Source organism: Moraxella sp. TY6 (assembly GCF_048551375.1).
Taxonomy (GTDB): Bacteria; Pseudomonadota; Gammaproteobacteria; order Pseudomonadales; family Moraxellaceae; genus Faucicola.
Genome location: NZ_JBLYZJ010000002.1, coordinates 113,952 through 135,954 on the forward strand (window position 1 = coordinate 113,952; position 22,003 = coordinate 135,954).

The 22,003-nt window shown below is 44.0% G+C and carries 15 protein-coding genes; 9 read left to right on the forward strand and 6 right to left on the reverse strand.

Annotated features, from left to right (window positions below; genetic code table 11):
• The first annotated feature begins 67 nt into the window (after positions 1-67).
• Entirely contained in the window at positions 68-1,093 is a 1,026-nt protein-coding gene (gene pdxA / locus ACK1U4_RS02400; protein ID WP_419400556.1) for a 4-hydroxythreonine-4-phosphate dehydrogenase PdxA, read from the forward strand.
• Here pdxA and recJ read toward each other — a convergent pair.
• Positions 1,090-2,889: a single-stranded-DNA-specific exonuclease RecJ gene (gene recJ, locus ACK1U4_RS02405; RefSeq protein ID WP_419400555.1), complete on the reverse strand. Its 1,800-nt coding sequence runs from the start codon at positions 2,887-2,889 to the stop codon at positions 1,090-1,092. The genes pdxA and recJ overlap by 4 nt on opposite strands.
• A gap of 257 nt (positions 2,890-3,146) precedes the next feature.
• Here recJ and ACK1U4_RS02410 point away from each other — a divergent pair, with 257 nt between their 5' ends.
• The 4 genes from ACK1U4_RS02410 (at position 3,147) to glmM (ending at position 10,575) form a co-directional block, all read left to right on the forward strand.
• Entirely contained in the window at positions 3,147-3,659 is a 513-nt protein-coding gene (locus ACK1U4_RS02410) for a hypothetical protein (protein WP_419400554.1), read from the forward strand.
• Between the two features lie 484 nt (positions 3,660-4,143).
• Positions 4,144-6,747: a bifunctional aconitate hydratase 2/2-methylisocitrate dehydratase gene (acnB, locus tag ACK1U4_RS02415; RefSeq protein ID WP_419400553.1), complete on the forward strand. Its 2,604-nt coding sequence runs from the start codon at positions 4,144-4,146 to the stop codon at positions 6,745-6,747.
• A 354-nt stretch (positions 6,748-7,101) separates the two neighbouring features.
• The gene (gene guaB / locus ACK1U4_RS02420) at positions 7,102-8,568 is read left to right on the forward strand and encodes an IMP dehydrogenase (RefSeq protein WP_419400552.1); all 1,467 of its coding nucleotides are present in this window, start codon (positions 7,102-7,104) and stop codon (positions 8,566-8,568) included.
• Between the two features lie 642 nt (positions 8,569-9,210).
• Positions 9,211-10,575 carry a phosphoglucosamine mutase gene (gene glmM, locus ACK1U4_RS02425; RefSeq protein ID WP_419400551.1) on the forward strand — a complete coding sequence of 455 codons (1,365 nt, stop codon included), beginning with the start codon at positions 9,211-9,213 and terminating at the stop codon, positions 10,573-10,575.
• Positions 10,576-10,806: 231 nt separating this feature from the next.
• On the opposite strand, the gene dapE is transcribed toward glmM, so the two are convergent.
• Positions 10,807-12,024: a succinyl-diaminopimelate desuccinylase gene (dapE, locus tag ACK1U4_RS02430; RefSeq protein WP_419400550.1), complete on the reverse strand. Its 1,218-nt coding sequence runs from the start codon at positions 12,022-12,024 to the stop codon at positions 10,807-10,809.
• Between the two features lie 133 nt (positions 12,025-12,157).
• Between dapE and ACK1U4_RS02435 the strand changes: the two genes are divergently transcribed.
• From ACK1U4_RS02435 to ACK1U4_RS02450, 4 genes are all read left to right on the forward strand, one after another.
• Positions 12,158-13,081, forward strand: coding sequence for a DUF3025 domain-containing protein (locus ACK1U4_RS02435; RefSeq protein WP_419400549.1), 924 nt, complete (start codon positions 12,158-12,160; stop codon positions 13,079-13,081).
• A gap of 93 nt (positions 13,082-13,174) precedes the next feature.
• Positions 13,175-13,456 carry a hypothetical protein gene (locus ACK1U4_RS02440; RefSeq protein WP_419400548.1) on the forward strand — a complete coding sequence of 94 codons (282 nt, stop codon included), beginning with the start codon at positions 13,175-13,177 and terminating at the stop codon, positions 13,454-13,456.
• Positions 13,457-13,731: 275 nt separating this feature from the next.
• Positions 13,732-15,612, forward strand: coding sequence for a tRNA uridine-5-carboxymethylaminomethyl(34) synthesis enzyme MnmG (gene mnmG, locus ACK1U4_RS02445; RefSeq protein WP_419400547.1), 1,881 nt, complete (start codon positions 13,732-13,734; stop codon positions 15,610-15,612).
• A gap of 2 nt (positions 15,613-15,614) precedes the next feature.
• Complete coding sequence (locus tag ACK1U4_RS02450) at positions 15,615-16,571, forward strand: AEC family transporter (RefSeq protein ID WP_419400546.1); 957 nt, start codon at positions 15,615-15,617, stop codon at positions 16,569-16,571.
• A gap of 2 nt (positions 16,572-16,573) precedes the next feature.
• Here the strand turns inward: ACK1U4_RS02450 and ACK1U4_RS02455 are convergent, their stop codons facing one another.
• The 4 genes from ACK1U4_RS02455 to creD all read right to left on the reverse strand — a co-directional run bounded on the left by ACK1U4_RS02455 (position 16,574) and on the right by creD (position 21,954).
• Positions 16,574-18,421: a DUF4105 domain-containing protein gene (locus ACK1U4_RS02455; RefSeq protein ID WP_419421658.1), complete on the reverse strand. Its 1,848-nt coding sequence runs from the start codon at positions 18,419-18,421 to the stop codon at positions 16,574-16,576.
• Between the two features lie 114 nt (positions 18,422-18,535).
• Positions 18,536-19,492, reverse strand: coding sequence for a manganese-dependent inorganic pyrophosphatase (locus ACK1U4_RS02460; RefSeq protein ID WP_419400544.1), 957 nt, complete (start codon positions 19,490-19,492; stop codon positions 18,536-18,538).
• A gap of 187 nt (positions 19,493-19,679) precedes the next feature.
• Entirely contained in the window at positions 19,680-19,949 is a 270-nt protein-coding gene (locus ACK1U4_RS02465; RefSeq protein ID WP_419400543.1) for a hypothetical protein, read from the reverse strand.
• Between the two features lie 358 nt (positions 19,950-20,307).
• A complete protein-coding gene (creD, locus tag ACK1U4_RS02470; RefSeq protein ID WP_419400542.1) occupies positions 20,308-21,954 on the reverse strand; it encodes a cell envelope integrity protein CreD in 1,647 nt (548 codons plus the stop codon).
• Positions 21,955-22,003: the final 49 nt, after the last annotated feature.

The window sequence follows — 22,003 nt, forward strand, 5'->3', positions numbered from 1 at the left end:
AATGGCATTTTTGCGTAAGTCCTAACTTTATAAGTAACGGGGGTGATTTAAGAAATAGGGCAAAATTATGATAGCACAAGCACCCTTATTGATTACCACAGGCGAACCAGCAGGCATTGGTATGGATATTGTGCTAATGTTAGCTGATAAGGGCAAATTAGAAAGTCAGCGTCCCATCGTGGTATTGGCGGACAAGAATGCCTTTGAGCAACGCCAACAGCAATTATTGGCTAATCATAGCCTTAGCAAATCAATTGTTTTTAATAATATTGATGTGCAAGACTTGGCAAACTTGACCCCCAATGCGCCCAACCATAATTTTTATTTATTACCTATTCCTACCCAACATCCTGTGACTGTAGGGGTGCTAGATGTTGCCAATGCCCCAATGGTACTCGCACAGCTACAACTGGCACATGATTTGGCGATGCGTGGGCAAGTGGCAGGGATTGTCACTGCACCGCTCCAAAAGTCAGTGATTATGACGCTTGACCCACATTTTATGGGCCATACTGAGTTTTTTATGGAGCAAGCTGGCTTGGATAAAGTGGTGATGATGCTTGCTAATCAAACCATGAAAGTTGCCCTTGTGACCACCCATTTACCGTTGAAAGATGTACCGAATGCCATTACCCAAGATGAAGTGCGAAAAACCGTACAAATTGTGCTAGCTGATTGCCAAATGAAATTTGGCTTAAAAAACCCAAAAATTTTGGTCTGTGGACTGAATCCACACGCAGGTGAACATGGGCATTTGGGAACAGAAGAGCGAGATGTGATTAATCCTGTGTTGCAAGGTTTTATTAATCAAGGGGTGGATATCAGCCTCGCCATGCCTGCCGATACGCTGTTTACCAAAAAATATGTATCGCAAGCGGATACCATTATTGCCATGTACCATGACCAAGGGCTTGCTCCACTCAAATCACATGGTTTTGGTGAAACGGTGAATATTACTTTGGGTTTGCCGTATATTCGCACTTCGGTTGACCACGGTACTGCCCTTGACCTTGCAGGGACAGGGCAGGCGAGTGCGGAAAGTTTGTATCATGCGATTATTTATGCGAATCAAATGGCTGGCGATGCGTATTAAATCAACACCGCTTTTTTCACCAATAATTGTAAGCTTTGTTGCTCATTAAAGGTGTTTTTTTGTAGTTCAAATAATACATGAATTTGGCTAATACTGCGGTTAATTTGGCTGATATTCACCGCTTCCAAATCCGCATTAAACCAAATCGCCTCAAGGGTAAATGCCACTTGTGGATGAGATAGCCATAATTTGAGGTGTTTGTCTTTTAGCACACGAACATCTTGCACCACAAACACTTCATCAAATATCGGCGGTGCAAAGCCATTGCCCCAAATGGCAAGTTCGTTAAGTGCCTCGACAAAATTTAGGCTATATTCTGCCCCTGCAAGTTGACCATCACTGAATAGGGTTTGTTCAAATACGGATTCATCAAGGGTTGCCAAAGCTGTTTCAAAGGCTTGACAAAACGCCTCAAAATGCTGGCGTTGTAGCGTCAGCCCTGCCGCCATCGCATGACCGCCAAAGTGACTAATCAACTGCGGATTGGCTTGTGCCACTGCCTCTATCATGTCACGAATATGGATACCTTCAATCGAGCGAGCTGAGCCTTTAATACTATCGGTCGCTTTGGTGGCAGTGGTATCAGCAGGGGCGAATACAATACTCGGCAAATGATAGGTTTCTTTGAGTCGACCTGACACAATCCCAATTACCCCTTGATGCCAGTCATCTTGGTATAGTACCACACTGCGTTTGAGGGGCAGATTGGCAGGGATGGGCGTGGTATTTTGTAAAATATCATTGGCTTGTTGACGCATTTGCGTTTCAGTTTGACGGCGTTCTTGATTGAGTTTATCCAGTTGATATGCCAATCGCCCCGCTTCGCCCCAGTCATCGCTTAACAAACATTCAATCCCAATTCGCATATTATCCATGCGTCCTGCCGCATTGATACGAGGGGCGATGATAAAGCCAAAATCTTGTACTGTAATTTGCTCCGCTTGTTTGCCTGCTTGCTCTAAAATTGCCAAAATCCCCACACAGCAACGCCCTGCACGAATCGCTTGCAAGCCATGATGCACCAAAATGCGGTTGTTTTGGTCAAGTACGCCCACATCCGCCACCGTTCCCAACGCCACCAAATCCAAATATTGGCTGACTTGGGTGGTGGACTTGCCTGCGTTTCGGCGAGATTTTGCCAAATTTCCCAACACATAAAACGCCACACCAACGCCCACCAAGGCTTTACTGCCAAACGTACATCCCAGTTGATTGGGATTGACCACCGCATCGGCAGGCGGATTGGCATGATTGGTCAGATGATGGTCGGTAATAATCACCTGTAAGCCGTGTTGTTTGGCAAACGCTACCCCTGCATGGCTAGAAATACCATTATCCACTGTTACAATCAATTGAGGGGCAAACAGTTCAATCCCCAATTGCACGATTTCTGGGGTCAAACCATAGCCATATTTAAAGCGGTCAGGCACTAAAAATTCCACCTGCCCACCCATCGCACGCAACACACGCACCATCAAAGCTGTGCTAGTCGCCCCATCGCAATCAAAATCCCCCACAATCAAAATTTTATCACCCTTATCAAGAGCTTGGTCAAGTAAGCTCACCGCCGAATCCAATCCCAATAGCCCATCCGCTGAGAGCATTACCCCAAATGAGGTCGATAACTGTTGGGCATCGTGAATCCCACGCCCCAATAAAATCCGTGTCAGCGTTTCGGATAGCCCAAATTTGGCACTGGCTGAGGACAAGGCTTCGTTAAAACTGGCATGGGTAACATTTGAGTTTGGCTGAGTGGAAGCAAGTAGTTTTTGATAACGGGGCGTAATAGTTAACATTAGATACCATCATTAATTATTAGAAAACTTCGTAAGCCTTATGTTAATAAAATAGGACAAAGGCTATAAAAAGCTACAAAATCATGCAAATTATTTGCAAAATAGGGCTTATCAAGGGGGCAGAAGCTGATTAAAATAGTGAGCGAAAATTGAATAAGGTTGTAGTGGCGTTATCGCTTATATTTTAACCAGCGTCATCCGCATATCTTACCAAATTTAATAGCAGTTAAATCATTTTTATTTTGAAGGAACTACCTATGGCGATTGCAAATGTTGAAAAAATTAAAACCAAGATTGACCCAAAGCTAAATCTTGAGAAAGTCAAACTTGAATGTGAAGAAGAAGTTAAAAAACAAGCCAAAGTATCAGCAGCCGCTGCCGTTGTGCCAATTCCTATGATGGATTTGGTAGTAGATGCTGGCTTATTAACCAAGTTATTACCTGAAATTTCAAGCCGTTTTGGTTTGACGGAAGATGACCAGGTTATCAATTTGGACAATAAAAACAAAGACAGTATTGCCGACTTTAAAGATAAAGCCGTGGATTTTGCAGGGCTAGTGTTGACTCGCAGTATTGCCAAAAAAACCTTCCAAGGCTTTGGCGGTCGTATCGTTGCCAAGCAAGTCACCAAATTTATTCCTTTTGGTGGTCAAATCGTGGCAGGGACGATTGGTTATTTGATGTTTAAAAAAATCGCCAATGACCATATCGAACAATGCTACCAAACAGCCAAAAAATTGCAACGTGAGCAAGCCAGTCAAGCATTATAAGTGCCGAAACAAAAATATCTTATAGAGTGGGTCAGCCGTTTTTTTTGGCGTAACCCACGGAAAATCAGACTATAAATTACAATTGTCCAGTTATTTTACCAAAACAGAGGCGTATGATACCCCTCTGTTTTTTATTGCTTGGTGTAATTATTATGTTATAGCCCCCTCTTTTTTAAAGAGGGGGTTGGGGGAGATTTAAATGATGGCAATATTAATGGTTTATAATTTATTTTAATTCGAATTCAGGTTAACTTAAACACCATCCCATAAAGTTAAATTTTAATTACCAAAATATATAGCCCCATTTTTTAAATAAATATTGGTTATGTGAGCAATTTTGCAATTTTTCATTAACATTTCATCACAATTACAGTATATTATGGGGGTAGATTTTTCAAGCCAGCCTAAGCTAGCCATTATCAGCCAGTGAACGGCAGACTACACGAATTTTTTCTCACCGCCACATGATCAAGAGGACGAACTCATGTTTTTAGAAGATTACCGCAAACATGTCGCAGAACGTGAAGCACAGGGTGTTGTGCCACAGCCATTGAACGAACAACAAACCAGCGAATTGGTTGAATTGCTCAAAAACCCACCAGCAGGCGAGGAAGCCGTGTTGGTAGATTTATTAGAAAATCGTATTCCACCAGGGGTTGACCAAGCTGCCTATGTCAAAGCAGGTTTCTTGGCGGCCGTGGTCAAAGGCGAAGCGACTTCAAGCCTAGTAAGCAAACAGCAAGCCATCAAAATGCTAGGACAAATGCAAGGTGGCTATAACGTTGAGCCATTGATTCAAGCCCTAGACGATAAAGAACTTGCCAAAGACGCTGGCGAAGCGTTGAAAAAAACCTTGCTAGTCTTTGATGCGTTCCATGACGTGACTGACAAAGCCGAAGCAGGTAACGAAGTTGCTAAAGAAGTGTTGCAATCATGGGCAAATGCCGAATGGTTCACCAACCGTCCAGAAGTGCCAAAAAAAGCCACTTACAAAACCTTCAAAGTCACTGGCGAAACCAATACTGACGACCTATCACCTGCTCAAGACGCATGGTCACGCCCAGACATCCCACTACACGCTTTGGCAATGCTAAAAAATGCTCGTGATGGCATTACCCCAGACCAAGACGGCGTGATTGGTCCAATGAAACAAATCGAAGCCCTAAAAGCTGATGGTATTCCACTAGCGTATGTGGGTGACGTTGTGGGTACAGGTTCAAGCCGTAAATCAGCCACCAACTCAGTGTTATGGTTGATGGGTGATGACATCGAAGGCGTGCCAAACAAACGTGGTGGCGGTCTATGTCTAGGTGGTAAAATCGCACCGATTTTCTTCAATACCATGGAAGATGCAGGTGCATTGCCAATTGAAGTTGACGTATCAAAACTCAACATGGGTGACGTATTTGACATCTACCCACACGATGGCAAAATCACCAAACATGATTCAGATGAAGTGTTATCAACTTTTGAATTAAAATCACCAACGCTACTGGATGAAGTGCGTGCAGGTGGTCGTATTCCATTGATTATCGGTCGTGGCTTGACTAACAAAGCTCGTGAATACCTAGGTTTGGGTGCGTCTGATATCTTTGCAACCCCAGAACAACCAGCCGATACAGGCAAAGGCTATACCCTTGCTCAAAAAATGGTGGGTAAAGCGTGTGGTGTAGCAGGTGTGCGTGCAGGTGCATACTGTGAACCAAAAATGACCACTGTTGGTTCACAAGATACCACAGGTCCAATGACTCGTGACGAGCTAAAAGACTTGGCATGTTTGGGCTTCTCAGCGGATTTAGTCATGCAGTCATTCTGTCATACCGCTGCTTATCCAAAGCCAGTTGACGTACAAACCCAACACACCCTGCCTGACTTTATTATGAACCGTGGTGGCGTGAGCCTACGCCCTGGGGACGGTATTATCCACTCATGGCTAAACCGTATGCTATTGCCTGATACCGTTGGTACAGGTGGTGACTCACATACTCGTTTCCCATTGGGTATTTCATTCCCAGCAGGTTCTGGCTTGGTAGCATTTGCCGCAGCGACTGGCGTGATGCCACTGGACATGCCAGAATCAGTGCGTGTGCGTTTCGTGGGTGAAATGCAACCAGGCATCACCTTGCGTGACCTAGTCCATGCTATCCCACTACAAGCCATCAAAGAAGGTCTATTAACCGTTGAAAAAGCTGGTAAAGTCAACGTGTTTAATGGTCGTATCCTTGAAATCGAAGGCTTGGAAGATTTGACCGTTGAGCAAGCATTTGAATTATCAGACGCTTCAGCCGAACGTTCTGCTGCAGGTTGTACCATTACTTTGTCAGAAGAATCTGTCAAAGAATACCTAACTTCTAATATCACCCTATTAAAATGGATGATTAGCGAAGGTTATGGTGATGCTCGTACCATCGCTCGCCGTATCAAAGGTATGGAAAACTGGCTTGCCAACCCAAGCCTAATGCGTGCTGATGCCGATGCCGAATACGCAGCCGATATCACCATTGACATGAGTGCTATCAAAGAGCCTATCCTTTGCTGTCCAAATGACCCAGACGATGCCAAAACTTTGGCAGACGTAGCTGGCGACAAGATTGACGAAGTGTTTATCGGTTCATGTATGACCAATATCGGTCACTTCCGTGCCGCTGCTGCCTTGTTAAAAGAAGTACCAGCAGGTAGCCTATCAACTCGCCTATGGATTGCACCACCGACCAAAATGGACGAGCGTCAATTGATGGATGAAGGCTTATACAACGTGTATGCACAAGCAGGGGCAAGAACAGAAATGCCTGGCTGTTCACTCTGTATGGGTAACCAAGCACGCATTGCACCTAAGTCAACGGCTGTTTCGACTTCAACTCGTAACTTCCCAAATCGTCTAGGTCAAGGTTCAAACGTTTACTTGGCTTCAGCAGAATTGGCTTCGGTCGCTGCGGTATTGGGTAAACTACCAACCAATGAAGAGTACCAACAGTACGCAGGTAAATTGAACAGCATGTCAGCCGACATCTACAAATACCTTAACTTCGACCGTATGAGCGAATACACCGAAGATGCGAACAAAATTGATGTGGCTCAATTGACCTAGTCAATGGTTTTGATTTGATTATAAAACCCCATTTTGCAATAAAGTGGGGTTTTTTCTTGCCAAACAACTCGATTTGCTATAGAATAGGCGGTTAAATTAAAACTTACCGTAGGGTGTCAATTTGAGCTTACAAATGACAACACGCTAAATCCAAAGGCTGGGCAGGATACTGTTCAGCCTTTTGCGGTTTTAAGGTAACCAAATTTTAGCCAATTTTTTATTTCCGTATTTTATTTTTACTTTATTATAGGGTTTAAAATTAGGAATTATATTTTGGGCGTATGCAATACGCCCCTACAAAACTTTCTTATTCCTACTTTAAACAACTATACCATATATGATGAGGGGTCACCTATGTTACGAATTGTTGATGAAGCACTCACTTTTGATGATGTGTTATTGCTACCTGCTTATTCTGAAGTGTTGCCCAAGATGGTTGACCTCAAAACTCGCCTAACTCGTGGTATCACGCTAAACTTACCGCTAGTATCAGCGGCGATGGATACCGTTACTGAATCAGAAATGGCAATCACCATGGCACAGCTTGGCGGTATTGGGATTTTGCATAAAAACATGGATATCGCTTTGCAAGCGACCCAAGTTCGCCGTGTCAAAAAGTTTGAGGCAGGTACGGTGGTTGACCCAATCAGCGTATCGCCTGATGTCAGCGTGGGTGAGTTATTACGTATCACCAAAGAAAATAAAATCAGTGGTGTGCCTGTGGTCGAAAACGGTCAAGTGGTAGGTATTGTGACCCATCGTGATATCCGTTTTGAAAATAATTTATCTCAGCCTGTGCGTAATATTATGACCCCCAAAGAAAAATTGGTGACGGTCAAAGAGGGCGAAAGTACCGAAAATATCAAGGCATTATTACATGAACACCGTATCGAAAAAGTCGTGGTGGTCGATGATAGTTTTGCTCTAAAAGGCTTGATTACCGTCAATGATTTTACCAAAGCCGAAAATAACCCCAATGCGTGTAAAGATGAAAAAGGTCGTTTGCGTGTGGGTGCGGCAGTTGGCACTGGGGCAGATACCGAAGCTCGTGTTGAGGCATTAATCGGTGCTGATGTGGATGTGATTGTGGTGGATACCGCACACGGACATTCTAAAGGCGTGATTGACCGTGTGGCATGGGTCAAGAAAAACTACCCACATATTCAAGTCATCGGCGGTAATATTGCCACAGGTGATGCGGCATTGGCATTGCGTGATGCAGGGGCGGATGCGGTCAAGGTCGGTATTGGGCCGGGGTCAATTTGTACCACACGCATCATTGCAGGGATTGGTGTACCGCAGATTTCAGCGATTAGCAATGTGGCAGACGCCCTTAAAAATGACATTCCATTGATTGCCGATGGTGGTATTCGTTTTTCTGGCGATATGGCAAAAGCTTTGGCAGCAGGTGCATCTTGTATCATGGTTGGTTCGCTATTGGCAGGGACTGAGGAAGCCCCTGGTGAAGTTGAGCTATTCCAAGGACGCTATTATAAAGCCTATCGTGGTATGGGTAGTTTGGGAGCGATGAGTGGGCAAAATGGCTCATCTGACCGTTATTTCCAAGATGCCAAAGAAGGTGTAGAAAAGCTTGTACCAGAAGGGATTGAAGGTCGTGTACCTTACAAAGGCCCTGTAAATGGTATTGTGAATCAATTGGCAGGTGGCTTGCGTTCTTCAATGGGTTATACAGGTTGTGCGACCATTGAGGAAATGCGTAGTAAACCCCAATTTGTGCGTGTAACGTCAGCAGGGATGAAAGAATCACACGTCCATGATGTACAAATCACCAAAGAAGCACCGAATTACCGTGTGAATTAATTTTTAAATATGATAAAAAAGTCGAGTTTTATCTCGGCTTTTTTATTGCTCAAAATTTGCTGTTTTTATTTATCTAGGACTTACGCAAAATGTCATTTGTAGGTTGGGTGGAAGCATGACACCCAACACAAAAGGTCGAAAATGTTGGGTTTCGTAACCTCAACCCAACCTACGATAGGTATAAATGCGTAAGTCCTATTATCTTATTGTAGGGGCTTATTGCATAAGCCCAAGCTTTAAATTTTCAAACAGGGCGTAAGCATTACGCCCCTACGAATTTAAATTTTGGGTTTGGTATTAATCCCTAAACAACTATCGCCAATAGCCCCAAATTTTGCTATGCTATTCAGTATAATTTAACCGAATAAGTGAATAATATTAAATTTAGGACTTACACAAATTGTAAATTTATTTTGCTAAATAAAGACGCTAGACCCCTGCCTACGCAGGGATGACGAGTAGTTAAAAATACTTCGTCATTCCTGCGAATGCAGGAATCCAGTGTCTTTTGCGTAAGTCCTAAAATTATAATCTGAATTATTGTAGGTACGCTTTGCTAACCCACACTACGAGATTTAATGTTATAAGATAATTTTGATTCGGTACTTACAAATAATTTAATCTAACAGCGAGGCAACAAGCATGAGCTATTTTGGTACTGATGGGATTCGTGGTAAATTTGGTGAGTTTCCGATTCACCCCCAATTTTTAATCAAACTCGGCTATGCCACAGGGAAAGTATTGTTAGCCCATCAAGCGGAGCATCGTGACAACCGTGAGAACCATCGCCCCAACGTGGTGATTGGTAAAGATACTCGTTTGTCAGGTTATGTGATTGAAGCCTGTTTGCAAGCAGGATTTAATGCAGCTGGCGTGGATGTGCATATGCTAGGCACGATTCCGACCCCTGCGATTGCCCATTTGACACGCAGTTTTCATGCGGATGCAGGCGTGGTGATTTCAGCTTCGCACAATCCTTTTTATGATAATGGCGTGAAGTTTTTTTCTAATACAGGTAAAAAACTCTCTGATGAATTACAGCAAGCCATCAATGATAAATTAACCGAAATTCAAGATATTAATGTGGTGATTGATACCCCTGAAGCCTTGGGTAAGAACTTCCGTGTCGAAGATGCCAAAGGGCGATATATCGAATTTTGTAAAGGTTCATTCCCTTATCATTTGAGTTTAAGCCAACTTAAAATCGTGGTAGATTGTGCCAATGGTGCAGGCTATAGCGTTGCTCCTCGTGTATTGCGAGAGCTTGGGGCGGAGGTCGTTTGTATTGGTAATAAACCTGACGGTATTAATATTAATGACAACGTGGGTTCAACCCATCCAGAAGGCTTGCAACAAGCCGTGATTGAGCATGAGGCGGATTTGGGTATTGCCCTTGATGGTGATGGTGACCGCATTGTGATGGTCAATGAAAAAGGTGAATTGGTCGATGGGGATGGGATTTTATACATTCTTGCCACCAAATCCAAACAAAAAGCCGTGGGCGTGGTCGGTACATTAATGAGCAATATGGGCTTGCAACTGGCATTTGAGCGTGAGGGGATTGCCTTTGAACGTGCCAAAGTCGGTGACCGCTATGTGATGCAAGGGCTTGAGAAAAATGGCTGGACTTTGGGTGGTGAATCTTCTGGGCATATTTTGACCCTTGATAAAGCCAGTACAGGCGATGCGATTGTTGCAGGCTTGCAAGTGTTGGCAGTGATGGCGGAAACTGAGCAGCCTTTATCCGTGCTAATGCAAGGTTATAGCGTTTTGCCACAAAAGCTCGTCAATGTGCGATTGGCACAAAAACAAGACCCTTATAATTTTCCTACCTTGGTTGAAGCCTTTGCCAAAGCGGAAGCACAGCTTGCAGGGCGTGGGCGTTTGCTGATTCGTCAATCAGGGACAGAGCCATTGATTCGAGTGATGGTCGAAAGTGAAGACGAAATCGAGTGCGATGTACTTGCCAATGAATTGGCGGACTTGGTAAAACAAGAAATGGCTTGATTTTAGGGCTTACTTGGGTGAGTGAGTAGAAATTGGGGGTGTAACAATACGCCCCTAGCATATTGTGTTATTTGCAATTTGAAAGACTATAATAGTAGGACTTACGCAAAAATGCCATTTGTAGGTTGGGTGGAAGAATGACACCCAACATAAACCATTCAAATTGTTGGGTATCGCAAGCTCTACCCAACCTACGATTTGGTTAAATGCGTAAGTCCTAAAATATTAGTTTTAGGCTAACAATTCAACCAAAATCCCCTCATAAATCTGTGCCAATTTACCCAAATCCGCCACTTCCACACGCTCATCAACTTGATGGATGGTCGCATTACGCACACCCAATTCCACCACTTCTGCCCCCATCGGTGCGATAAACCGCCCATCAGACGTACCGCCAGAGGTTGATAGTTCAGTTGTCACGCCCGTCACATTGTTAATGGCTGTTTGACACGCCCCAACCAATTTGCCTTGTGGGGTCAAAAATGGGTTGCCAGAGAGTTTCCATTCAATCTCATATTTCGCCTTACCGTCACCAAAATGCTTATCAAAAATCGCATGGGTTTTGGCTTTAAGTTCGGCTTCGGTGGTTTCGGTAGAAAAACGGAAATTAAACTCTGCGGTCAAGGTGGCAGGAATCACATTATTCGCCCCTGTACCTGCATTGATGTTAGAGATTTGCATACTGGTGGCAGGGAAATAGTCGTTGCCATTGTCCCAAGTTTGCCCACAAAGCTCGGCAAAGGCAGGCATGGCGTAATGAATCGGATTGACCGCCAAATGCGGATAGGCAACGTGACCTTGCTTGCCAGTGACGGTGACAATGCCCCCCAATGAGCCACGGCGACCATTTTTGATGATATCGCCTAGCGTGTGCGTGCTTGATGGCTCACCGACCAAACAATAAGTGATGGGTTGCTGGCGAGCTTGCAGGGCTTCGACTACTTTAACTGTGCCATTGACTGAAGGGCCTTCCTCATCAGCGGTAATGAGTAGGGCAATCGAGCCTTGATGATTGGGGTGATTTTTGACAAAATTTTCTACCGCTACCACAAAGCAAGCAATCCCAGTTTTCATATCTGCCGAACCACGCCCATATAACATGCCATCTTTGATGGTCGGCTCAAACGGTGGGTACGTCCATTTATTGACATCGCCAGTCGGTACAACGTCAGTATGCCCTGCAAAACATAAGACAGGTGTTTCTGTGTTGTCGCTTTGTTGGCGATTGCCTTTTTTGATAGCCCATAAATTTTTGACTTCAGCATTACGTCCTGTTGCCCCTTTTTCACCAAAGTACATAAATTCACAGTCAAAGCCAATTTTTTCCAAGCGTTTGGCTAAAATATTTTGACATTCGGCATCGTAAGGGGTGACGGAAGGTTCTCGCATTAGCTCAAGGCTAAGGTCAAGGGCGGATTGTTGGTAATGGTCGTTGGTCAAGTTTTGCATGGTTTTACTCAAAAATAAGATGAAAAAGAGGGGTTGTGAAAATTTGGGTGAAATTGTAACATTGAAAATGGGTTTTTGATATTCATTGCCCCTATTATTTGCAAGGCTTATTCACAAATTTGGAATTTTATGAATGTTTAACCGATGGCTTAACGATATTTCCCAACCTTGGTATGCTAATTTATCCTATCTTGCCCAATTAAAAAAACAGCTACAACAACAGCTACAGTACCAGCTCGACCAAATAAATAATGCTGATAATTTAGCCGAGCCAGTGATTGCCCTTGCTCTTAATCAAGCGGTACAGCAATTGCAAGCGATGCCAACCTCGAATTTAGCCAATGGCAATCTTTTGCAAAATTACCAAAAAATGCCTATTAAGTTTGTATCGCAACAAGCGTTACCTGCCAACACCGCTTATGAAACCTTTATCGCCGAAACAGGGCAAGTTCCCACTCGCAATAATTTACACGACTGGCTAGGGGGATTGATTTGGCTGAGTTTTCCCAAAACCAAAGCCGTGTTTAATCAGCTTCATCAGCAAGATATTTTGGAAAATGGCGTGACTGCCAAACGCACCGCCATCCGCAATGTATTGACATTATTTGATGAAAATGGCGGTGTGGTGGTCAGCAGTGATAGGCGTGTGTTGACTGCTTTACAACAGTTTGATTGGCAAACCGCCCTTTGGCAATATCGGCAAAGTTGGCTTGGTACAAGTGATATAAGGCAACAAACGACCTTTTTTCCCATCGGTCATGCGTTGTTGGAAAAGTTGATTGAGCCACGTTTGCCGATTTGCAGTCATACGTTATTGATTGAAGTGACTGATGAGTTTTTTGGTCAAACCTTGCCGTGCCAACGCCAACAACTCGATGATTTTTTAACGGACTATTTTTTCCATAAAACTAGCCAATTGACCTCAAAAAGTTTTCAACCCTTACCAGTGTTGGGGATTCCCAATTTTTGCCCCAATCAATCGGCAGATTTTTACCAAAATACGCAAGTATTCCGTGAGCGTCAACAACGTGAGCCTGTAACGATTTGGCAATTTTAACATGATCGATAAGCCATGCAGAGGCGTATTGATATTTGGGCGTAAATCCGTTAGCATGAGCATGATGATAATTAAATCTTAAAGGAGTCGCCCATGACAACCAAAGTGGTAAAAATTGATAATGCCGTGCGTATGGTGACAGGTAAACTTGCCCCTTACCTTGATGTGGACTGGACGGCTTATAGCTTTGATGAGTTAAAAACCTTGTTGGTGCATGTCATTCGCTTTGAAATTGAGCATAACTACCGCCGTCATAAAGACTATAAAGATAAAGTCGGTGCGAATATCGAGGTGATTAATAGCGGACATACTTTGCGTGTGGTCAGCGTGGGTGATGAATTATTGGTCGTTCAAGATGGTGAATTTACCAAATAATCATTCGATTGCTTTATTTTTATCAGCCAAAATCGTTAACGGTTTTGGCTTTTTTTTGCCAAAATTGCACCTTTATCCTGTATAATAAAGGGTTTTTAAATAAATACCAAACTCTAAAATTAAACTCGTAGGTGAGAAGCACTGCTTCGCAAGGCTTACGCCCTGTTTGAAATTTTAAACATTGGGCTTATGCAATAAGCCCCTACAATGCAATATTAATTGGGATTGGTATAAGATTGACGCAAATTAAGCGGTTTTGTACGGTGGGAAAAGGCATGAAATATCCAAAAATCTATGACGTGGTGGTGATTGGTGGCGGTCACGCAGGCACAGAGGCGGCACTGGCTGCAGCTCGCATGGGGCAATCAACGCTTTTGCTGACCCATAATATCGAAACTTTGGGGCAAATGTCATGTAACCCTGCGATTGGTGGGATTGGCAAGTCGCATCTCGTGCGTGAAGTTGATGCGTTAGGCGGTGCAATGGCGTTGGCAACCGACCATGCAGGGATTCAATTTCGAGTGTTAAATAGCCGAAAAGGGGCGGCAGTGCGTGCGACTAGAGCCCAAGCTGACCGTATTTTATACAAAGCCCATATTCGCTATGCGTTAGAGAATCAGCCAAACTTGGATATTTTTCAACAAGCCGCCGATGATATTTTGGTCGAAAATGGCAAAGCGGTAGCAGTCGTGACCCAAGCAGGGATTGAGTTTAGCTCTGGGGCAGTGGTGCTAACGTCTGGCACGTTTTTGGGTGGTACGATTCATATTGGGCTAGAACAGCACAAAGGTGGACGAGCAGGCGACCCACCGTCCATTCGCCTTGCCGAACGCTTACGAGAGCTAAAACTACCAGTCGGACGGCTCAAAACAGGCACACCACCTCGCATTGATGCTCGCACCGTGGATTTTAGCGTGATGACCGTGCAGGCAGGTGACACGCCGTTGCCTGTGATGTCGTATATGGGTGATGTGTCGATGCACCCTCACCAAGTTAATTGCTATATCACCCACACCAATAAACGCACCCATGACATTATCCGCAGTGGGCTTGACCGCTCGCCCATGTATTCTGGCGTGATTGAGGGTGTAGGCCCGAGGTATTGTCCTTCAATTGAGGATAAAATTCACCGTTTTGCGGATAAAGACAGCCATCAGATTTTTATTGAGCCAGAGGGCTTGACTACGCATGAACTTTATCCAAATGGCATTTCAACCAGTTTGCCGTTTGACATTCAACTGCAATTAGTCCGCTCGATGAAAGGGCTAGAAAACGCCCATATTCTTCGCCCCGGATATGCGATTGAATACGATTATTTTGACCCACAAAACTTGAAGCCAAGCCTTGAAACCAAATCCATTGACAATCTGTATTTTGCAGGTCAAATCAACGGTACGACAGGCTATGAAGAGGCGGCAGCTCAAGGGCTATTGGCAGGACTCAATGCAGGGCTACGCACGCAGGGTAAAGAGCCGTGGACACCTCGCCGTGACGAGGCGTATATGGGCGTGTTGGTCGATGACTTGATTACCAACGGTACGAATGAGCCGTATCGGATGTTTACCAGTCGTGCTGAATATCGCCTCATGCTACGAGAAGACAACGCCGACCAACGTCTGACTGAAATGGGGCGAAAATTGGGGCTGGTCGATGATGCACGTTGGCAAGCCTATAGTGATAAAATGACTGCCATCGAAACCGAAACCACACGGCTAAAATCGCTATGGGCAAGCCCCAATAATGCGTTGGGCAAATCCTTTATTGATAACAACCCAGACGAAGTGCTGACCAAAGAAGTCAATACTTTAGATTTGCTAAAACGTCCAAATATCAGCTTTGGTGATATCGCCAAAATCACCGAATCGCCTGTCAGCGAGCAAGTGGGCGAGCAAATCGAAATTGGGGTGAAATACGCAGGCTATATCGACCGCCAAGCGGTGGAAATTGGGCAAATGCAAAAACTGGAAAACACCCAAATCCCCGAAGATTTTGATTATCAAAGTATTTCGGGTTTGTCCAATGAAATCGTACAAAAGCTAGAAAAAGTACGCCCGATTACGCTTGCCCAAGCAGGGCGGATTAGTGGCGTGACCCCTGCTGCCGTGCAGTTAGTAGCGATGATGATTAAAAAAAGTAAAAAACTTAAAGCCGTATAAGAATGCTATCCGCATTATTATTCGCCCTCCAAATCACCCTACCCAATATCCTACTAATGGCATTGGGTTTTATCATGCAACGCAAACAAGCCGTCAACCAAAACTTTGTCGAAACCGCCTCGGATATGGTATTTTCGTATTGTTTGCCGTGTTTGCTGTTTTTTAGCATTCTCAAAAGCGATATCCATATTAGCCAACAATTGACCCTGTTAAGTGCAGGATTGACCGTCACCATGAGTTTATTTGTGCTTGGTGAGTTGTATGCGTATTTTTTTGTCGCTGATAAAGCCGATAAAGGTGTATTTGTACAGGGCGTATTTCGCAGTAACATGGCGATTATGGGGCTTGCCACCGTGGGCAATGCGTATGGCGAACAGGGCTTGAGCATTGGGGCGGTGTATATGGGGCTGATTACCATTTTGTATAATGTACTTGCCGTGATTACTTTGAGCCGTAGTGATACCGCACCCAAAACCATTGGTAAAAAATTTATTGATGTCGCCAAAAAAATTGTCACCAATCCGCTGATTATTGCCCTTATTTCGGCATTTATTTATAAATTCAGTGGCTTGCCGATGTTGCCAAAATTTATCGTCAAAACAGGAGAATTGCTATCGGCAGTGGCGTTGCCGTTGGCGTTGATTTGTGCAGGGGCAACCCTTGATATCAAGTCGATGTTTCAGATGTCTGGGGTATCCATGCAAGCAAGTATGGCACGCATTGTCGTTGCTCCATTGATGGCGGTGGGTGTGGGACTGGCGTTTGGGTTGACAGCTGTACAAATGGGCGTGATGTTTTTGATGGTAGCATCGCCTGTGGCGGCGGCTAGTTATGTGATGGCTCGTAGTATGGGGGCAAACGATGTGTTGGCTGCCAATATTTTGGGCTTTACCACCATTTTTTCGATGGTAAGCCTAGCCGTTGGGATGGCGGTTTTGCGTACACTTGGGTGGGCGTGATGTTATTCAAAATAGTGCAACCATTTAACCGCCACAGTATCCACATTATCATTCATCTTATCTTTCGGTAGCCATTCACGGCTAGCGGTCACTCGCACCGCATTGTCTTTAGTCACATCAAACTGCGTTCCCAATGATAATTTGGGTTGCCAATAGCGTTCACTATCGCTATCGCCACTCACCCAATACGGCAAACTTAACTCAAGCAAACCACGCCAGTTTTGCCCAAATTGTTGAATACAGCCGACATTTGCTCCAATGCCTGTGCGATAGCCATGATACAAGCCTTTGCCAACTTGGGCGGACACTGCTCCCAACCCATAGCAAAGATTGGGCGGTAAATCCCCTTGGCTTATTGGCTGACCATAACCCAATGCCCTACCATATTCCAGCTTGACATTACCCACCAGATGTTCATTATCCGCCTGTTGGCGTAGTCCGTCTTGTACTTGCTCTAAGCCCACTTTCACCCCCCATGAGGTTTTACTTTTATCCCCTTTGGCGGTGTTGATGGGCGATAGCAAACGCACATCTAGCAATGTGGCATAGTCCAACTTCAGTTTATCTGTATTGGCATCATCTGTCGCTCGCACACCCATTGCCAATGCAGTCACCTGTGAGCCAAACGGATAGCCAGTGGGACGGTCGAGGGCATCGTGATACACCATGCGATAGCCAAGGCTTAGGGCATTTTTGCTATTTTTGTCATCATTTGTGGATGCAGGATGGGCTTCGGTGCGATGATAGCCGAGGTCAATACGGCTGAGTTTTGGCGACAATAATGGATTGGTTTGGTTAAGAATAGAGGTTTTGATAAATTGAGGAAATTGTTGCTGATTACGATGGGCTTGCTGTGTGGTGATAGCGGAGGGTGTAAATAGGGTATTTTTCACCAAATCCGCTTGTTGTAAGGCACGCATGATTTGGGCAGGCGAGGTCATGGGGGTATGACTTTTTAGCAAGTTTTTATGCGGTAATAAGGTGTTAAGTAGCTCTAAAATTTCAGACGCACAGTTATCACTTAATAGATAATATGGCAAAATTTGGTCTTTAATTTCATATACTTGGCGAGCCAGTTGTTGATGTTGTTCGGCAGTTAAGTTCAGCGAATATTGCCAAATATCTCGCCCTTCTTTATCAAGATAAGAGATAATGCCTGTTTCATAGTCATTGATAGTAAATTCGCCTGCATTACCGCCAATGCTGGATTTGTAGGCAAATTTGGCAAAACTTTCCCCTTCGGTGGTTTTGGGCGTGTAATTCAGGTAATAGTGGGTGGGCGATGGGTTGTCAAATCGTAAAAAACTATGAGCAAATGCCGAAGGTGGATTATTGAGATATTCACTGGCAAAAATGACCGAACTGGCTTGAGGATTAATTTTGGCAAACCAAGCATCAAAATCGCTACAGTTGACGGTAGGTATGTCATTGTCGCTCAAGCTCAATTGTTGTTTGAGCCAATGTGTGCGAGCAGGAAAGCGACATTGCACGGAGTTTTGTTGATTCTGATGGGGGTTAAATAGGGCAGTGAGCATGGCGTGCAGTTCAGCACTTGGGTCGCCTGCCCCTTGTGGGCTAACAAAAAACTTGTCTTGATTAGTTTTGGAGTTAAATTCATTGACAACACGGCTTTGCCCTTTGGCTTTACCTTCAGTCGGATAATACAATAAGCCTAGCCAAGTGGGGTGCGTTGCCAAGTTTTTTTGTTTCGCTACAGATAAAGCCGTTTGTAGATGATTCGCCTGTGGCAGATTCACAATTTCTTGGGGTTCATTGGGGGTGGTATTTTGTTTATCATTTGCTTGAGATAGTGAAGCAAGCATCATCAATCCAGCAAAGCTGAAGCCCAATTTTATTCCATGACTAAGTTTAGTGTGAAAGAGAGATTGATTAACGGATGAATGAATGGTTGTTTTCATAATCTGCTCATGGCTGAAAGTTTGTCGTTTCATTATAGGCATCATTTAAATTTGATAAAATCGTTCCAACGCAGGGACAAACTGTTTTTTACGGCTTACCAAACTCCCCAAATCAATGAGGTTATTTTTTACCTCACTGCTAAAGGCTTGCGTTACGATATAATTTTGTTCATCATCAAAGGCAACCGCCCAAGATTGTTGTTTGATAATATCCACAATCATCACCAATACAAAGTCCACGCCATTTCGTTGTTTCAGCGTGGTCATGGCAGTGGGCAAGGTGGCAAGACGCTCAAAAATCGCTTGTGGTTTGACCGTTTCAATCGCAGAAATGCCCCATTTTTTGCCGTCTTTACCAAAACTAAACTGCTTATAATCACTGGTAATCAACTCAAGGTCAGTCAAATGGCTGACATCACTTTTGGCTTCAAATAGCTGTTGGGCAAAGTCATTGACATCATGCACGCCAGCCAAATGGCTCAAATCCGCCACGGCAGTTTTGTCGCTATCAGTGGTGGTGGGCGAGGTCAAATTGAGCGTATCGGATACAATCGCCCCAAGCATTAGCAAGGCAATTTGCTGTGAAATCATTAGCTTAGGCTTGTCAATCGGCATTTCTTGAAACATCAAATACAACAAAGTCGCAGTCGAGCCGACAGGCTGTAATCGCAGATAAAATGGCTCACTGCTGGTCAAATCTCCCAATTTATGATGGTCGATGACATAACGCAATTCATAATGTTCACGATTATCAATGGATTGTTGGCTTTCGTTGTGGTCAACCAGTGCAATGGGCGTATTTTGGGGCAATTGGCTGATAAGGTCTGGCGTGCGAACATGGGCGAGATTTAGCAAAAATTTGGTTTCTTGATTGAGGTCGCCCAGTCGGTAGGGGGTGGCAGGGATGTCTTGCTGATTGAGCCAGTAGCTCATGGCAATGGCAGAAACGATGGCATCGGTGTCAGGGGTTTTGTGTCCAAAAACGGCAATATTGGCAGTCATAATCATTCGTCAAAGTGGCAAAATATTATTATACGTTGTGTTGAAGTTTTGATAAAGGCTTACACCGTATGGCTTGTGAACGTCCGAGTTGATTTTAACAAATTATTCTTTACATAAGACAAAAATTTTTATTGCGTAGGGTGCGTCCCACGCACCTTTATAAATCAACTAGCGTTTTATAATGAATTCACATTTGGTTTAAATTATTTACCACACGGCAAATTTGTTTATCAAAATACAAATTTTTATGCAGTTGCGGAATCATCAGCCAATGCACAAACTCGACAAATTCTAAATTTAGCCTAAGCAATTTAAGTTTAACAGTCGATTTATCCAATCCAATTAAATTGCTGTCAGTCAATGCCTCAAATTCATTGGCTATCGCTTTGACAGGTGGCGTTAGCATGGCATCGCTGTTGTGCGATTGGGTGATAGGGGTGAGATGGAGGAGTTTCATGGTTTGTCCTTTTTTTATCCAATCTAAAAATGTGAATTGGTAGGGGGTAATGCTTACGCCCTGTTTGAGATTTTAGCTTTTTTAACTTAAGTTCGGGTTAAGAAAAATTATAAGCTATTGATATTGCTATTATTTGAATCTCCCCCAATCCCCTCTTTACGAAAGAGGGGGCTATACCCCCATAACTTAGACTAAAACGGTGGGCAAGTCCCCCTTTGAAAAAGGTGAGGAATATATTCCGCAAGGGGGGATTATAGGTAAAATGTTAACACTTCTTATCCCGAGTTCAGGTTTTTTAAACAGAGGGCTTATACAATAAGCTTCTACAAAAAATCATATTTTACTATTTCAAATCTTCTCATTGCCCACTTTGTTTGATTTGTTCAGCAAGGGTCAACGCTGGGGCAGGGGGATTTTTAACATTGGCTGAACTTCTATTTTCCCCAATTTTATACCAGTCGATTTTGCGTGTTAGGAACATCACGGTCGCTAGCAAGGCGAAACAGAACACCGCACCTAACAACAAATTCATGCCTTCGCTTGCCAAAATCAGATAAAACCCTGCATACAATCCGCCCAAAATGGTTGAGAATCCCAAACTGCGTTTGACACTGTGCAACACAAATGACGCATACCAACCAATCAGCCCCACGCACGCCACCGAGGCGATGAGATAGGCTTGCCAAAAGACAATATGCTCGGCAAATGACAGCAATAACACATAAAATACCAGTAACGCCGTAGCAACCAAGCCATATTGAATGGGGTGAATGCGGAGGTTTTTTAGCACTTCAAATAAAAAGAACGTGCCAAATGACACCATCAACAATAGCAAGGCGTACTTTAGGGTGCGGTCAGTTTGGGTGTAAGTGTTGTTGGTATCGACAAAGGCGGTACTGAGCCATTTGTAGTTATTGTCGCCCACCGCACTTTCGACTGCCTCGTATTCTGAGCGTTGGTTATTGGTTGAAATAGTAGACGTTGATGGGCAGTCCATCGTCCCTTGACTGTATAAACAATTGCTGATTTGTTGGTTGTTATTCATTGCCAAAAATTGATTTTGCCAAGTTGCACTAAACCCTGCTGGGCTAAATTGCTTGGTGGGCAGGGCATCACCATAAAACTTTGGCTCTGTCCAATTGGCTTGCAAGGCAAGGCTAAACTGGTCGCCCAATGGCATCACGCTGATACTGTCAACCCCTGCAATACCAAGGTCGATATTTACCTTGAGTGGTGCGGTCTGTAAGTTTAAGCGATTGGTTTCATTGGCAAAAACCTCTGCCAAATTCACCTCAATATAGTTCATGCCTGTGATTGTTTTTTGTTTGGGAAATTGGGCGTTGTAAGGTTTACCATTGATGGTGACAGTGGGCAGATTGACCCCACGCAAGTCCGATACAGGGATAATCAATTTGGCGGTTTGCCATTGATAATACCGCTCTGGGGGTTGGTTATTCGCTTGCGTTGTGGGGGTTGGGTTGCCAGTTGGCGTAGCCACGGTAGTTGATGTTGCTGTGCTTGGAAATGTGGCTGAATTGGGCGGTGTAGCTTGGGCGGTCGTGGGGGTAGGATTGCTTTGAGCCGAGGGCTTGAGTGCTTTGTCATCATTAATGATGGTAAAACCTTGTTCGGTTTTTTTGATAAAAGGGGCAGGATTTGTCAAAGTTTGATTAAAATTAAACTCTTGTTTTATATTAATCGCATCATTATAACTAATCGCCCGATAGATACTGCGTTTATAATCTTGGTTACTGACCTTTGTTTGATTGTTCAGCTCGCTACGAGTGGCAAATTGAGGAATATAAACGCCTTGGGCGTTGGCAATGGCGACAAACGGGGTAATCATTTGCTGGTCACCAACGTGGGTTTTTTTGATGTCGTCCATCACTGTGTGGTAATATTGTTGGCGTTCACTCACCAAATTGCTGATAAATACCAAGCCAAATAAAAACAAGGCACATAGCCCAACGATGGTAAAAAATTTATACATGAGGGATTTTTGCATAAGGTTGTCCTGTGATTGACCAAAAGGGAAACACAGGGTTAGCTTAACA